At 62.2% G+C, this 15,147-nt stretch carries 13 protein-coding genes; 10 read left to right on the plus strand and 3 right to left on the minus strand.

Going from position 1 to position 15,147, the window contains the following annotated elements; all coding sequences use genetic code 11:
- The first annotated feature begins 65 nt into the window (after nucleotides 1–65).
- From ACW4DH_RS05925 to ACW4DH_RS05960, 8 genes are all read left to right on the plus strand, one after another.
- Nucleotides 66–224, plus strand: a complete 159-nt coding sequence (locus ACW4DH_RS05925) for a hypothetical protein (protein WP_459635432.1) — start codon at nucleotides 66–68, stop codon at nucleotides 222–224.
- Between the two features lie 413 nt (nucleotides 225–637).
- Entirely contained in the window at nucleotides 638–1,777 is a 1,140-nt protein-coding gene (locus tag ACW4DH_RS05930; RefSeq protein ID WP_459635433.1) for a transporter substrate-binding protein, read from the plus strand.
- Nucleotides 1,774–2,364, plus strand: coding sequence for an ANTAR domain-containing response regulator (locus tag ACW4DH_RS05935; protein WP_459635434.1), 591 nt, complete (start codon nucleotides 1,774–1,776; stop codon nucleotides 2,362–2,364). The genes ACW4DH_RS05930 and ACW4DH_RS05935 overlap by 4 nt, the downstream gene beginning before the upstream one ends.
- Nucleotides 2,361–3,209, plus strand: coding sequence for an ABC transporter permease (locus ACW4DH_RS05940; RefSeq protein ID WP_459635435.1), 849 nt, complete (start codon nucleotides 2,361–2,363; stop codon nucleotides 3,207–3,209). The genes ACW4DH_RS05935 and ACW4DH_RS05940 overlap by 4 nt, the downstream gene beginning before the upstream one ends.
- Entirely contained in the window at nucleotides 3,209–4,135 is a 927-nt protein-coding gene (locus ACW4DH_RS05945; protein WP_459635436.1) for an ABC transporter permease, read from the plus strand. The genes ACW4DH_RS05940 and ACW4DH_RS05945 overlap by 1 nt, the downstream gene beginning before the upstream one ends.
- Nucleotides 4,136–4,157: 22 nt before the next feature.
- Nucleotides 4,158–5,774 (plus strand): ABC transporter substrate-binding protein, encoded by a 1,617-nt coding sequence (locus tag ACW4DH_RS05950; RefSeq protein WP_459635437.1) that lies wholly within the window; start codon nucleotides 4,158–4,160, stop codon nucleotides 5,772–5,774.
- Nucleotides 5,775–5,776: 2 nt separating this feature from the next.
- Nucleotides 5,777–6,724: an acetamidase/formamidase family protein gene (locus tag ACW4DH_RS05955; RefSeq protein WP_459635438.1), complete on the plus strand. Its 948-nt coding sequence runs from the start codon at nucleotides 5,777–5,779 to the stop codon at nucleotides 6,722–6,724.
- Nucleotides 6,725–6,772: 48 nt separating this feature from the next.
- On the plus strand, nucleotides 6,773–8,530 hold the full coding sequence (locus ACW4DH_RS05960) for an ABC transporter ATP-binding protein (RefSeq protein WP_459635439.1): 1,758 nt from the start codon (nucleotides 6,773–6,775) through the stop codon (nucleotides 8,528–8,530).
- 144 nt (nucleotides 8,531–8,674) lie between these two features.
- Here the strand turns inward: ACW4DH_RS05960 and gloA are convergent, their stop codons facing one another.
- Nucleotides 8,675–9,211, minus strand: coding sequence for a lactoylglutathione lyase (gene gloA / locus ACW4DH_RS05965; protein ID WP_459635440.1), 537 nt, complete (start codon nucleotides 9,209–9,211; stop codon nucleotides 8,675–8,677).
- Between the two features lie 199 nt (nucleotides 9,212–9,410).
- Here gloA and ACW4DH_RS05970 point away from each other — a divergent pair, with 199 nt between their 5' ends.
- Both ACW4DH_RS05970 and ACW4DH_RS05975 read left to right on the plus strand, forming a co-directional pair.
- Nucleotides 9,411–10,145, plus strand: coding sequence for an OBAP family protein (locus ACW4DH_RS05970; RefSeq protein WP_459635441.1), 735 nt, complete (start codon nucleotides 9,411–9,413; stop codon nucleotides 10,143–10,145).
- A gap of 136 nt (nucleotides 10,146–10,281) precedes the next feature.
- Nucleotides 10,282–10,992, plus strand: coding sequence for a Crp/Fnr family transcriptional regulator (locus ACW4DH_RS05975; RefSeq protein ID WP_459635442.1), 711 nt, complete (start codon nucleotides 10,282–10,284; stop codon nucleotides 10,990–10,992).
- Between the two features lie 309 nt (nucleotides 10,993–11,301).
- Here the strand turns inward: ACW4DH_RS05975 and ACW4DH_RS05980 are convergent, their stop codons facing one another.
- Nucleotides 11,302–12,474: a lipocalin-like domain-containing protein gene (locus ACW4DH_RS05980; protein WP_459635443.1), complete on the minus strand. Its 1,173-nt coding sequence runs from the start codon at nucleotides 12,472–12,474 to the stop codon at nucleotides 11,302–11,304.
- A complete protein-coding gene (locus ACW4DH_RS05985; protein ID WP_459635444.1) occupies nucleotides 12,471–15,008 on the minus strand; it encodes an ABC transporter permease in 2,538 nt (845 codons plus the stop codon). The genes ACW4DH_RS05980 and ACW4DH_RS05985 overlap by 4 nt, the downstream gene beginning before the upstream one ends.
- Nucleotides 15,009–15,147: the final 139 nt, after the last annotated feature.

Raw genomic sequence — 15,147 nt, forward strand, 5'->3', positions numbered from 1 at the left:
CCAAGTTGACTGATGCAAAGTGAGTGCCAACTAACAATAGTTCATAGAATTTTCAATGTGACGGTATGCTGGAAGGCAAGTCGCTCGAGACGCTGCAGGAGAAGATCCGGCTCGATGATTACCACGACTTGGCGATGTGCGAGGAGTGGCTGCCGCTCAATATCGAAGGCGTCTATCGTACCCTCAACGACAGCGCGTACATGGATATGCGCAGCGACATCTGATTCGTGGAGGCCGTGGCGAAAGGACCCACGCCGCGTGGGGAGACCGCCACATCGCCACGCCCCATTGCAGTGCAAACGGAGGAAAAATATACACTTTTGGTGCATTAGGGTTGCTTTGTTAATGCTACCGGCGGCCTTATCAGTGTTTTTCCATGGTGTGAAAGGAAAAAATAGCAAGATTTATCAAAGATGTAGGTTTGTCTTGTTTTTGTAATGAATTGAAACAATAATCTGGCACGAATATTTCATAGCATTTGGCCTCAAGCCTGGATCGATACTTCGACCTGTAAGTCTTGTTCAGTCATGTAAAGAACAAGTACGGCAATGAAGCCTGAATGTCCTTCACCGGACGTTCGGGCTTTTTTTGTGCCGGTTTCAGGTTTAGGCAGGCAGCTTTCACAGAGAGGACTGCGATGAAGCCCTCCATCCCCCTCGGCGTGCTCTACTCGAGCTCGGGTACCTACCAGCGCATCAGTAACGATGCCTTGAGCGGTGCGCAGCATGCCATTGAGGAGATCAACCACAGTGACGCTTATCACGTCACGCTGACGCCGCACTATTTCGATCCCTGCGGCGAACTCGATGCCTATCATACCGGCGTCGAACGCTTTCTCGCCCAAGGGATACGGCATGTCGTCGGCACGACCACCTCGGCGAGTCGCAAGGCTATCGTGCCGGACTTCGAGAGGGCCGGCGCGCTGCTCTGGTATGCCAGCCCCTATGAGGGGTTCGAGTGCAGCGAGAGCGTCGTCTACCTGGGCGGCTGCCCCAGCCAGAACCTGGTGCCGCTGCTCGACTACGCGCTGCGGACCCTGGGCAAAAGCGCGGTGCTGATCGGCTCCAACTATATCTGGGGCTGGGAAAGCAATCGTATTGCGCGCGAGCTGGTCGAGGCCGCCGATGGATGCGTCATGGCCGAGCGCTACTACCGTTTCGACGATGCCGACTTCAGCGGCATCATCGAGCAGATCCTGGCCGACGACAACGCCTTCGTGCTCAATAATCTGGTCGGGAAATCGTCGTACTTCTTTCTTCGCCAACTCAGCGATGCCTGTGCCGAACACGGCAGGCACATGCCGGTATTGAGCTGCAACTTCACCGAGTGTGAACTGCCCGAGATCCACGCGACTTCACATGTTCGTCTGATTTCCTGCGGCCCCTGGTTCGACACGCCCGGCAATGCCTTTGCCATCGAACAGGGCGAACAGCAGGGACGGCAGGGTTACTCGCACTGCTACACCAGCGCCTACAACGCCATACATCTGCTGGCGCAGTCTTGCCAGGCCCAGGGCGGCGATGACCCGGCGCGTGTGCTCGAATGGCTGCATACCACCTCCCTGCCGACCCTGATGGGCGAACTCAACGTCAACCCCTACAACAATCACCTCATGCTGCCGTGCTGTATTGCCGAGGCGAAGGAGGGGCGGTTCGAGATCATCCATCGGGAAACCGGCGTGCTGGACGCTGACCCCTACCTGACACGCACCTGTCTGTCTCGCTTTCACGAACTTGCCGACAAGGCGCACGTTCCCAACCTGAGGATCGTCAAATGACCCGTCAGGATTTTCACACGCAGCTATTGCTGATCGACTGCGAAGAGCGCACCCAGGGCATGTTGCAGAAATGTCTGGACCGTCTGGGACTGCGTGCGCTGACGGTGGCCGACAATGCCGACGTGGCGCTGGATGAGATTAACGGCGTCATCGTCGAGTTGGACCATTTCAACAGCGAACGGCTGCTGGCGACGGTGCGGACACATGGCCTGCCCATCGTCGCGGTGACCCACCATCAGACCTTGTCGCAGATTCAGCGCGCCATCCGCCTGGGGGCGACGGCGATTCTCAACAAGCCGATCACCCAGAGCACGGTGTACACCACGCTGATGATGGCGCGCGGCCTCAACGACAAGTTGCAGCAAGCCGCGACGGTCAATCGCGAGCTGACCGCGACCCTCGCTCAGCGTGACGTGATCGCCAAGGCGGTGGCGCATCTGATGGTCAAGCTCGAGCTCGACGAGCAGGAGGCCTATGAGCGGTTGCGTAGCCACGCCATGACGACCCGGCAGACGCTGGAGCAGGTCTGTCTGGCGCTGCTGGAACCGGCTTCGATATTCGCGCGTCGCGGGAGTGCCAAGCCATGACGCTGCTACGCACGTTGCTCAAGCGCAAAACCGTGGCCCTCGCGCTGCTGTATATCGGGATCGTGGTTGTGGCCGCGATCTTTGCCCCCTGGCTGGCGCCATTCGATCCGACCGAGCAGTTCTTCGAAGGCCTGACACTGGAGGGCGCGCCGCTGCCGCCCAACGATGAATTCATGCTGGGCACCGACCTGCTGGGACGCGATCTGCTCTCACGGCTCATCTACGGCGCGCGTACCTCGCTGATCATCGGCGTGGTCTCCAACGGCATCGCCGTGTTGATCGGGACGCTGGTCGGGGTCACTGCCGGCTTCGTGCGCGGCTGGATGGGCTCGGTACTGATGCGCCTGACCGATCTGATGATGGCCTTTCCGGCGCTGCTGCTGGCCATCGCCCTGGCGGCGATTCTCAAGCCCAGCCTGTGGATCGTGGCGCTGGTGATCGCCATGGTCAACTGGGTGCAGATCGCCCGCGTCATCTACTCGGAAACCATTTCCCTCGCCTCCAAGGACTTCGTCGCCGTCGAGAAGACCATCGGTGCCAGCGGTCGGCGCATCCTGTTCTCGCACCTGCTGCCGCATCTGCTGCCGACCATCATGGTCTGGGCCACGCTGGGCATTTCCACCACGGTACTGCTCGAAGCCACGCTGTCCTTCCTGGGGGTCGGGGTGCAGCCGCCCATGCCCAGCTGGGGCAACATCATCTTCGAAAGCCAGACCTACTTCACCTCGGCGATGTGGCTGGTGCTGTTTCCCGGAATCGCCATCATCGCTCTGTCGTTGAGCTTCAACCTGGTCGGCGACGCGCTGCGCGATGAACTCGACCCGACTCTCAAGGGGAGACACTAATGGCCTGGTTCATCGTCAAGCGAATCGCTCACGCACTGCTGATCTTATTGGGCGTGACCTTTATCACCTATCTGCTGCTGTACCTGATTCCCGCGGACCCTGCACGTCAGATCGCCGGACGCAGCGCCACCGCCGAAGTGGTGGCCAATATCCGCCATCAGTTGGGGTTGGACCTGCCGTTCTATGAACAGTATTTCCGCTATCTGGGCAATCTGTTGCAGGGGGATCTCGGCCGCTCCTACGTACAGCGCTCGGAAGTCGCCACCCTGATGCAGTCGCGTATCGGCCCGACGCTGCAACTGATGGCCGCGGGCATCGGCTTCGAGCTGCTGATCGGCATTACGCTGGGCATCATCGCCGCGCTCAAGCGCAACACGGTGCTGGATCAGTTGGTGATGGCGTTCTCCTTCATCGGCGTGTCCTCGCCGCACTTCATCGCCGCGATGCTGGCCCTGTACTTCTTCGCCGTCCATCTCGGCTGGTTCCCACTGGGAGGCTATGGCGGCGTCGAACACCTGTTGCTGCCGGCAATCACCCTGGGCGTGCTGGGCAGCGGCTGGTACTCGCGCATGGTGCGCTCGTCGATGATCGACGTGCTGCACCAGGATTTCATCCGCACCGCACGTGCCAAGGGGTTAACGCGTCTGCGCGTGCTGCTTCGGCATGTGTTGCCCAACGCCATCATTCCAGTGATTCCGATGATCGGTATCGATATCGGCATCTTCATGAGCGGTCTGGTGGTGGTGGAATCGGTATTCGGCTGGCCCGGCCTGGGACAGCTCGCCTGGCAGGCCATTCAGCAGGTGGACATTCCGATCATCGTCGGGGTCACCACGCTGTCAGCGGTAGCCATCGTGCTGGGCAACCTGATCGCCGATCTGGCCGTTTTGTTCGTCGATCCACGTATTGATGTCAATAAGTCATAAATCATTCAAAGGGAAACAGACCATGAACCACACACTCAAAGGCTTCGCGCTGGCCACGCTGTGCGCCGCCATTTCTGGCCAGGCCCTGGCGCAGGAATCCCCCCAGCCGGGCGGCGATATCACCGTCACCTACCAGAGCGACGTGGCCACGCTCGATCCGGCCATCGGCTACGACTGGCAGAACTGGTCGATGATCAAGAGCCTGTTCGACGGCCTGATGGACTACAAGCCGGGCACCACCGAATTGATGACCGACCTGGCCGAAAGCTACGAGATTTCCGAGGACGGCCTGACCTACACCTTCACGCTGCGTCCCGGCGTCACGTTCCACAACGGCCGCGAACTGACTGCCGCCGATGTCAAGTACTCGCTCGAGCGTACCGTCAATCCCAAGACGCAGAGTCCCGGCGCCGGTTTCTTCTCCTCCATCGAGGGCTTCGACGCCGTCTCCAGCGGCGAGGCGAGCGAACTGTCCGGCATTACCGTCCCCGACGAGCGCACCGTACAGATCACGCTGAACGCGCCGGATGCCACCTTCCTGCACGTCATGGCGCTCAACTTCGCCTCGGTCGTGCCCAAGGAGGCGGTCGAAAAATGGGGCGGCGACTTCGGCAAGCATCCGGTGGGTACCGGCGCCTTCAAGCTCGACAACTGGGCGCTCGGTCAGCGTCTGACCTTCGTCAAGAACGAGGACTATTTCCGCGAGGGGATTCCCCATCTCGACAAGATCGACTTCGAGATCGGTCAGGAGCCCAACGTGGCGATGATGCGCCTGGCCCGCGGTGAGGTCGACATCGCCGGCGACGGCATTCCCCCGGCGCAGTTCATCGCCATCAAGAACGATCCGAACTTCAAGGATCTGCTGGTGGTCGGCGATCAGCTGCATACCGGCTACCTGAGCATGAACGTCACCATTCCGCCGCTGGATAACGTCAAGGTGCGCCAGGCCATCAACATGGCCATCAACAAGGAGCGCATCGTCCGCGTCATCAACGGGCGTGCCACGCCGACCAACCAGCCGTTGCCGCCGGCCATGCCCGGCTACGACGACAGCTACGCGGGCTACCCCTACGACGTCGAGAAGGCCAAGGCCCTGCTCGCCGAGGCCGGCTACGCCGATGGCTTCGAGACCGAGATGTTCGTGGCGAACACCACCCCACAGCCGCGCATTGCCCAGGCGATCCAGCAGGACCTCGCCCAGGTCGGCATTCATGCCTCGATCAAGTCACTGGCCCAGGCCAACGTCATCGCCGCCGGCGGCGAGAAGGACCAGGCGCCGCTGATCTGGTCCGGCGGCATGGCCTGGGTCGCCGACTTCCCCGATCCCTCCAACTTCTGGGGCCCGATTCTCAGCTGCGACAGCGCCGTATCCGGCGGCTGGAACTGGGCGTGGTACTGCAACGAGGAGCTCGATGCCGAGGCCGACGCCGCCAACGCCATGGTCAAGCCCGAGGAGCAGGAAGCCCGCGCCAAGCGTTGGGGCGAGATCTTCACCGCCGCCATGGCCGACGCGCCCTGGGTGCCGATCTTCAACGAGCAGCGCTACACCGTGCACTCGGCGCGCATGGGGGGCGAGAACGCGCTGTATACCGATCCGGTCAAGGTGCCGGTCAACTACGACCACATCTGGGTGAAATAAACATGTGTGATAACCCGCTGGTCAAGACCATCCATGGCCATCACAGCCATCTGGGATGGGACAACGCCAACACCCCGGTCGCGCATGTCGCGCCCGGGTCCCGGCTCGAGTTCGAGTGCAACGACTCGTCGGGCGGCCATTTTACGCCGGACTCCGGCCTGGATGCCGTGGCCAACATGCCGTTCGATCGCATCAACCCCGTCACCGGGCCGATCTTCGTCGACGGTGCCGAGCCGGGCGACATTCTCAAGGTCACTCTCGAGCGCTTCACCCCGTCCGGCTTCGGCTGGACGGCCAACATTCCCGGCTTCGGGCTGCTGGCCGACCAGTTCAAGGAACCGGCATTGGCGCTGTGGCACTACGACACCGAGCGCATGACGCCGGCGGCCTTCGGCGAACACGCCCGCGTGCCGCTCAAGCCCTTCGCGGGCACCATCGGTGTCGCGCCGGCGGCGCCCGGTCCGCATTCCATCGTGCCGCCGCGGCGCATCGGCGGAAACCTCGACATTCGCGATATCGGCGTGGGTACGACGCTCTACCTGCCGGTGGAAGTGGCGGGCGCGCTGTTCTCGATCGGCGATACCCATGCCGCCCAAGGCGACGGCGAGGTGTGCGGCACGGCGCTGGAGAGTGCCATGGACGTCACCCTGACGCTGGACCTGATCAAGCAGACGCCGCTGGCCATGCCGCGGTTCTCCACGCCGGGGCCGGTGACGCGCCATCTCGACGCTGCCGGCTACGAGGTCTTCACCGGCATCGGTCCCGACCTGATGGAGGGTGCCCGACAGGCCCTGAGCGGCGCGGTGGACTGGCTGGTCAAGACGCGCAACATGCCCGCCGAGCAGGCCTACATGCTGTGTTCGGTCTGTGGCGACCTGCGCATCAACGAAATCGTCGATATGCCCAACTGGGTGGTGTCGTTCTATGTGCCGCGGATCGTCTTTGAATAAGTGCCGCGCAACCGCGTACGGGTAATACGGACTACAGGAGACACCGCCATGGCTTCTTCGCAGGCAGAGCAGGCTCAGCGGCTGCTTTCGGTCGAGCGCTTGTCGATCGACATCTCGCATGAGCATCACACGCAGCGCGTCGTCGATGAACTGAGCTTCGAGCTATATGCCGGACGCACGCTATGTATCGCGGGGGAGTCGGGCAGTGGCAAATCGTTGTCGTCACTGGCCATCATGGGGCTGTTGCCCAAGGTGGCGCGGTTGCCCAGCGGTGTCATCCTCTACGACAACCGGGACCTTTTAAGCCTGCCGGAGCGGGCCATGCAGCATCTGCGCGGGCGTGAGATCGCGATGATCTTTCAGGAGCCGATGACCTCGCTCAATCCGCTGATGACGGTAGGCCAGCAACTGGAGGAGACGATCCGTCGCCACAAGCTGGCCGAAGGCGGACAGGCTCACAAACGCGCCCGTGAGATTCTCGATGCGGTACGTGTACCGCACGTTGACAAACGTCTCAGGCAGCATCCCCACGAACTTTCGGGCGGTATGCGCCAGCGCGTGATGATTGCCATGGCGATGGTCTGCAAACCGAAGATACTGATCGCCGACGAGCCGACCACGGCGCTGGACGTGACTATCCAGGCGCAGATTCTCGAGCTGATGCGCGAATTGCAGCAGGAGCTTGGGGCTGCGCTGTTGCTGATTACGCATGATATGGGCGTCGTCGCCGAGATGGCCGATGAGGTGGTGGTCATGAACCAGGGCGTCACCGAAGAGACGGCGCCCGTGCGCGGGCTCTTCACCGCACCCCAGTCGGCCTATACCCGCAAGCTGCTGGCGGCGGTGCCACGGTTGGGCACGGCGCCAGCGCGAGCGTCGCAGCGCGAACGCCCGGTCATGCTTGAAGTCAACGATCTCAATGTGCGCTTTCCGGTGAAGCGCGACTCGCTGTTCGCCACGCCGAAGGAGGTGCGGGCGGTGGACCACGTGAACCTGGTGCTGCATGCCGGAGAAACGCTGGGTATCGTCGGCGAAAGCGGCTGCGGCAAGTCGACCATGGGCAAGGCGTTGATGAACATGCTCGACTTCACTGGCAGCGTCAAGCTGGAGGGGCGCGAGCTCAATGGTTTACGCGGCGCGGCGCTCAAGGCGGTGCGACGTGACATTCAGATGGTGTTTCAGGACCCGTTCGCCGCGCTCAACCCGCGCAAGACCGTCGGTGAGCTGGTGGGCGAGCCGCTGCTGGTTCACAACCTGACGAGCGCCGCCGAGCGTCAGGCGCGTGTCGTCGAGCTGCTCGAACAGGTCGGGTTGCCGGGGGAGGTCAGGCTGCGCTATCCGCACCAGTTCTCGGGCGGTCAGCGCCAGCGCATCTGCATTGCGCGTGCCCTGGCGCTCAATCCCAAGGTCATCATTGCCGACGAGGCCGTCTCGGCGCTGGATGTGTCGGTGCAGGCTCAGGTGCTGGAACTGCTGGAGGATCTGCAACAACGCTTGGAGCTGAGTTATCTGTTCATCTCCCACGACATGGCCGTCATCGAACGGATCAGCCATCGCGTCGCCGTCATGTACTGTGGACGCATTGTCGAGACCGGCAGTTGCGAACAGGTGCTGCACAATCCGCAGCATCCCTACACGCAGCGCTTGCTGTCGGCGGTGCCAATGCCGGATGTCGACCACAAGCGGGACTTCAAGGCACTGCTGCAGGCCAGCGAAGTGCCCGACCCGATCAAGCCACGGGACTATCAGGCCCCGGCGATCCGCTATGCCCAGCCGCAGGAGGGACATTTCGTCGCCGTCACGTAAGCGGCGGTCCGCCCCCAATATCAATTAAGCCGGCGTTCGCCGGGCGCTTCGGACGCAAGATGTACGCCACCGAGGCCGGTTCGGCGCAGCTGCAGTATAAGACCACATCGCCCAGGCCTTTCCCAAGGCCTGGGCGATGTCGTTTTATTGTCCGGTCTTGGCCATCAGCGCCGCTTCGACGACTTCGATCCAGTAACCGTCCGGGTCCTTGATGAAGACGACGTTCTTCATCTTGCCCTCGTCGGCGCGCTTGACGTACTCCACGCCCCGCTCGTCGAACCAATCGGTGGCAGTGATCAGGTCCGGTACCGAGAAGCAGATATGCCCGAAGCCCTGTGGCTGGGCATTGCCGTCGTGATAATGGAACTCCGCCTGATCCTCGGTGCCCCAGTTATGCGTGAGCTCAAGCACGCCGTGTTTGCTGAAGGTCCACACGGTGCGCTCACTGGGATCCTCGGGCACCCGATCCTCGTCGTCGAGGTGGGCCAGATAGAATAGGGTGAACTGCATTTCGGGAAAATCGAGCTTGCGCAGCAGGCGCATGCCGAAGGTTTCGCTATAGAACGCCAAGGCTTTCTCGGGGTCCTTGATGCGCAGCATGGTGTGGTTGAACGTAAAACCGGAGGTTTCCGGGGGGACGCGGCTGGCGATGCCGGGATGGTCTTCCGTAAAAATTGTCATGCCGGGCTCCTTGAGAGATAAAGCGTTAGCGGTCATGGGTTTAGTCTAGCTCACTGCCGCCATGGCATCCTCCCGTGGCACAAGCGGCACAAGACATCGTCTCCTGAATTGCTGGACGCGTGTGGCAGACATTCTACGTTGGGGATAGGGCCGTCATTTTTGAACGGTAATTCAACCAACCGGCACAGGAGGCGCGCGCATGAGCCACCGACTCACCATCAAGGATCGCCAGAGTCCCGTTCGTCCCGCTGGAGAGAAAAAGGGTATCTGGCTCAAGGTGCTGGAAGAAGGGGCCGATCTGCTGCAGGATGCCACGCCGCTAAAGCATTTCGACGTCTATGTGGTGGGGTTTCACTGCGCCAAGTGTGCGCCCGACATGCAGATGGAAGCGCATCATTACTGCAAGGTGGTGAACGACGACTTCCTGCAGTGCACCATCTTCGATGGCAATACCGCCGAGGCCAATCTGATCGGCATCGAGTACATCGTCTCCGAGGCGCTGTTCGACAGTCTGCCGGAGGAGGAAAAGGCCTACTGGCATCCGCATAATTATGAAATCTTCTCCGGTGAGCTGGTCGCCCCCGGACTGCCCGATGCCGCGGAAAAGGCTTTTATGAAGCAACTGCTCAATAGCTACGGCAAGACCTGGCATACCTGGCACACGGGGCGTCACGACGGCCAACCCGGCGATGCGTTGCCTATGGGCGAGGCCAAGCTGATGTGGTCGTTCAATCGGCTCGGCGAATGTGACGAGTCGCTCAAGCAGAACCGCGACCAGCACATGGGCTTTGATGTGGAAAAGAAAGCCCGGCAGCGCCAGTCCTATGTCGAACTGGCCCATCCTCAGCACGGCGTCGATGCACTGGCCGAGGCGTTCACCGCGACCCAGCCGGTGCCGGGAGTCGAAGATGCCGGCTCTCTATCCGACCCATGAAGAAAACGAATTTTTAATTTCAAGGCAGAGGCGTAAATTACGATGTTTTGCCCTGATTCGCTGGTAAACATGCCGAAAATGGCCATTAAACCAAGGAAGACTTTACGGAGGAGTTGTCATTTTAATCGAAGCGCTGGTGACTAAGCTCGAAAAGTTTCTTACGCTTTCCAGCGAAGACAAACGGCTACTGAGCGAAGCCGTTACCCGAGTGGAAACGATCGATAAAGATCAGGAAATTATCAGTCAGGATGAAAGGCCTGACCATGTCCATCTGATATTGGATGGCTGGATCTGTCGTTACAAGTATCTCGAACAGGGCAAGCGTGCGATCATGGCCTACCTGATTCCCGGCGATATGTGTGACGTACATATTACGCTGCTCGATCATATGGACCACTCGGTGAGGAGCTTGACGCCCGTCAAGGTGGCCTATCTCCCGCGTGAGACTCTCGAACGTTTCTTTCAGGACAACACTACCCTCGCGCGGGCTTTTTTCTGGGCTGCGTTGGTGGAAGAATCGACGCTGCGCGAATGGTTCGTCAATGTCACGAGTCGGCCTGCCGACAAGCGGCTTGCGCATCTTTTCTGCGAAATGCAGGTACGCCATCGTGCCGCTGGCCTCACGCAGGGCAACAGTATCGATTTCCCGTTGACCCAGAATGATCTGGCCGATGCCATGGGGATTACACCGGTACATACCAATCGGGTTCTGCAAAGATTGCGTAGGGAGGGCATGGTCGCTTTCGGCAACAAGCGCATGACAATTCATGACTGGGAAGGTCTGAAGGCGTTTGCAGAGTTCGACCTGGGTTATCTGCATTTAAGTGAGGATATATTGGATAAATAGTGCCTGATACCCGCAAGTTATTGGCAATATTTCTGGTTAAATTCCATCATCGGTAAAGCGATACAAAAAAAGGCCCGACCAAGCTTGGTCGGGCCTTCTTCTGACGCTATATTTCCCTTTCAGCTACCATGAGCTTCCTGCCCATGCATCCTTGGCGCTTGAGCCATCCTTGTGCTCGGTTCTTCCCTGTTTGAGCTCGTCCCTGCTCAATGAAGCTATTATCGCAAGATAAAATGCGCCGCGAACTAACGCGGGTTAATCAAGCGAAGGCTTTTTGTTACATGATGTTATTCTGGCTTAAGTTGCCCGTTAATATCCGGTCATTTCCAGATAGCCCTCTCCGACGTGACTGCCAGTCACCACAACGTTGCCCTCCCAATAAGGAAAGGTGGTCTGCATCCAGCGCTGCGGTTGGCGTGCCCGTACCGTCACGTCGAGTTGCCGAGCGGGTAGGTGCAACCGCCATTGGGTCGGGACTTGGCGGCCGGCCACCTGACTGTACCGCAGCGGTTGCAGCTGCAGGTCCTCGGCTTGCAACGGTGTGACCCGACCCTGTGGCGTAATCCAGCTACCCGAAATGTACGCGGCATTCTCCTCATCCCCAGCGCCACGCAAACGAAACGCCATCAGTTTGGCGCCGCTGTCGAGGTGCAGCGAGAACCAGTCCCAGCCGCGCTGCTGCGCTCCCAATAATTGACTGCTCCACTCCCGATCCAGCCAGGCGCGGCCGGTAACCGCGACCGGCTCACCGTCGACCTGGACCTCGCCGCTGACCCGATAGAACGGCTGGCTGTAGTACATCGAACCCTGGCCGTCGGCGGATTTCTGACTGAAACCGTCCTTGCCGTGCAGTACCAGCGGCCCCTCGGCATCGAGGGCCAGGCGGTAGGTAAACGCCTCGTCTCGGGCATGCACCATCAGCCGGTCGAAGCCGCCAGTATCGGCGACACACGCCAGCCGCCAGTCATCCAGCCAGGCGCTGAACGGTTCGGCCTCGACGCCGGCTTGTCGGATACCGCCGCGTGCGAAGCGTTCGGCCACATAGTGGTCGTCCGGTGTCGAGAGGGCGGCGTGGGCCATCCACAGTTGTCGGCTGGCCCACGGCGAAGCCGCCGCCTCCCGGTCATGGGGATCATCGGAGGCGCCGAGTTCCGCACCGGGCGGGGCGATGGCCTGGCGAAACAGCGTCCACTGGACGCCATAGGGTGTGCCATCCTCGGCATGCAAGTTGGCGGTGAGATACCACCACTCGATGCGATAGTCGGGGTGTGGACCGTGATCCTGGGGGAAGTCTAGCGTGTTGCCGGGGCGTGCCTGAGCATAGCCGGCTGCCTGCGACCCCAGGCCGGCGAAACTCTGGGCGGCAGGCGGCTCGGTCGAGGAACGTATTAACCACGCCAGCGCCGCTATCAGTAGGACAGCGGCCAGAAGCCCGCCCAGAATGAAACCGATGTGACGCGTGCTGTACAGGAAGGTCTTCATGCGCTGGCGAACTCCTCGAGCAGGCGGCGCGGCGGAGTGCGCCATAGCCGCCATAGAGGCAGCAGCGCGGCAAGTGCGGTCACGGTGACCGCCATGATCAGGGTCACCGCAATCTGCCCGGGAAAGACATGCAGCGGCAATCGCCAGCCGAACGCCGCGACATTGATGACCGCGACCAGACACCAGGCCAGGGCCAGCCCCAACGGTACGGCGAGCAATCCGGTGACCAATGCGGTGGCGCTCAGTTGGCCCAATCCCGCCAGCACCAGCGAGGCGCGGGAGACGCCTAGCGCCCACAACGGCGCCAGCTGGGCACGGCGGGGACTGGCCTGGGCCAGCAACGTGGTGGCCAGTGCCAGGGCCGCTACTCCCAGGGTCAGGGCATTGAGGGCGCGGGTCACGGCGAAGGTACGCTCGAAGATATCGACCGACAGACGCTTGATCTCGCGCGGGTCGCTCAACGCCTCGTCGCCCAGCCCGAAGCGTGCCGCAAGCGCCTGTCGTAGGCGCGTCGCATCGGTCTCGGGGGCGGAGAGCACGATGCCCAGCGTGCCCGGTGGCGCCCGAAAGACATCGCTGAGCGTGGCAACCGGCAGCGTGACCTCGTCGCCGGGGTTGCCGTAGTCGGGATAGATGGCGGCGATCGGCCATTGGCACAGGCCGTCCGGGGTGCGCAGTGTCAGGCGGTCGCCGGGCGCCAGTCCGGTACGGTGGGCGAGCTGCTCGTTGATCAAGGCGGCGTTCCGCTCGAACGCGTCCCAGGCGGCGTCGCGCCTCTCTTCAGTCTCGGGGGGGGCGAGAGTGGCGAGCAGTGGCCAGCGTTCGCGCAGCAGGGCCGGAGCCGCGATGCCGTTGACGGCCACCGGCATTTCGTTGCCGTGGGCATCGAGACGCGTGGTGTCGGCTTGACGCCGCGGCAGCAGCACGTCGACCTCGGGCTGTCCGCGCAGCCAGGCTTGCACCGCCTCGTACTCGACGCCGTCAGGATGCACATAAAGATCGGCTAGCAGGCGTTGATCGAGCCAGTCGAGAAAGGTCAGACGAAAGCCGCCGACCATGCTGCCCACGCCCAGGTTGGCAGAGAGCGCCAGCAGCAGCGCCATCATCGCCAGTGCCAGACGCGGCAACTGCAACTGCAGGTCGGCCGCGGCCCAATGACCCAGCGGAGAGCGGCCCAGCAGGCGGGTGGCCAACCCGTACGTGGCAGCCAGCAACGGGGGCAGCCACAGCGCCGTGCCCAACAGTAACGCGGCGACCAGGGCGAAACCCAGGTTCAGCTCCCGTCCGGGGGCGGTGGCTGGAAAGATGCGCAGTATCAGCCACAGTCCGGCGGCCACACTCAGTAATAGCGTCCCCGCGAGCTGCATGCGGCCCAACTGGCGGCGATAGCCCGCGCGCCAAGTCTGGGCGTGGCCCAGTGCCAGCGGATTAAGACGCGCAGCGCGCCACAACAGCCCGGCGCCGGCGCTGAACAGGCCACCCACGGTGATCATGAGGCCGCCCAGCCAGTAATAGCCGGGCAGGGCGAGCCGGGTGCCGACCTCGGCGGCGTACAGCGCCTCCAGGCTGGCGGCGACATCGGGCAGCAGCAGTCGGGCCAGGCTGACACCGCTGAGAATACCAAGCCCCGCCCCGACCAGCCCCAGCATCAGCATTTCCAGCATCAGCAGCCCCACCAGTGCCCGACCCGAGACGCCCAACGCGCGCAGGGTCCGCAGCAGCCCCAGGCGTTGCTCCAGGGCGAGGCCCAGCGCGGCATGCACGATAAACAGGCCCACCACAAGCGCGAGCAGACCCATGGCGGTGAGATTGAGGTGGAAGCTGTCGGTCAGTTGGCCCGGCGAAGCCAGGCGTTGACTGGAAAGGCGCTGCAGCTCGGCGGGAAGCGTCAGTCTAGCTTCGGGGGACGCGACCAGACGGCTGATATGCGTGTCCATGTCGAGAAGCGGCTGAGCGGCGGCGATATCGGTGACCAGGGTTCCCGGTGGCAGGCTGGGGTCCAGTTGCAGTGGCGGCAGGCGCCGACCGTCGGGCAGTACGAGCCGCTGATCCTCGACGTCTGACGTATCTTCGAATCCCAGACGCGCCAGGGTATCCGGCGCCAGGCGGGTGCGGTAGGGCGGTAACAGGAATTCGCTGAGGCGGGCGGCATCGGTCTCATGGCCAACGCCGTCCAGCGGCGTGCCCGTGGGCAGGCTCAACGGCTCGATACCCAGCAGCGTCACGCTATGGTTGTCGTCGAACGACAGCCGGCCCTCGACCAGTGGCGAGACCGGCTGACCGGCGCGGCGCAGCGCGACGTAATCCGTAAGGGTCAGCGGCGTACCGTCGCGGCGCTCGATACGATCCAGCTGTGCGGTCAGTAGGGCCTCTGCGCGGGCATAGCTGTCGCGTGCCGAGGCGTTGATCGCCTGCACGCCGCTCCATAGCGCGCTGGCCACCCATAACCCCAGCAACAGCATCGCCAGCTGGCCGGGATGGCGGCGGTAATGCGAGAGCAGGGTAACCAATGCGGTACGCCACATGGCCGTCATGTTGCCGGCTCCCGCCGCGTGGTGTGGGTCAGCCGTGCATGGCGCAGAATCAGGCAGCGGTCGAGTGGGGCGGCGACTCGTGGGCTATGGGTGACCATCAGCAGTGCGCAGCCGCTTTCGCGCACCAGCTCGAGGAGCA

This window comes from Halomonas sp. WWR20, assembly GCF_054602495.1.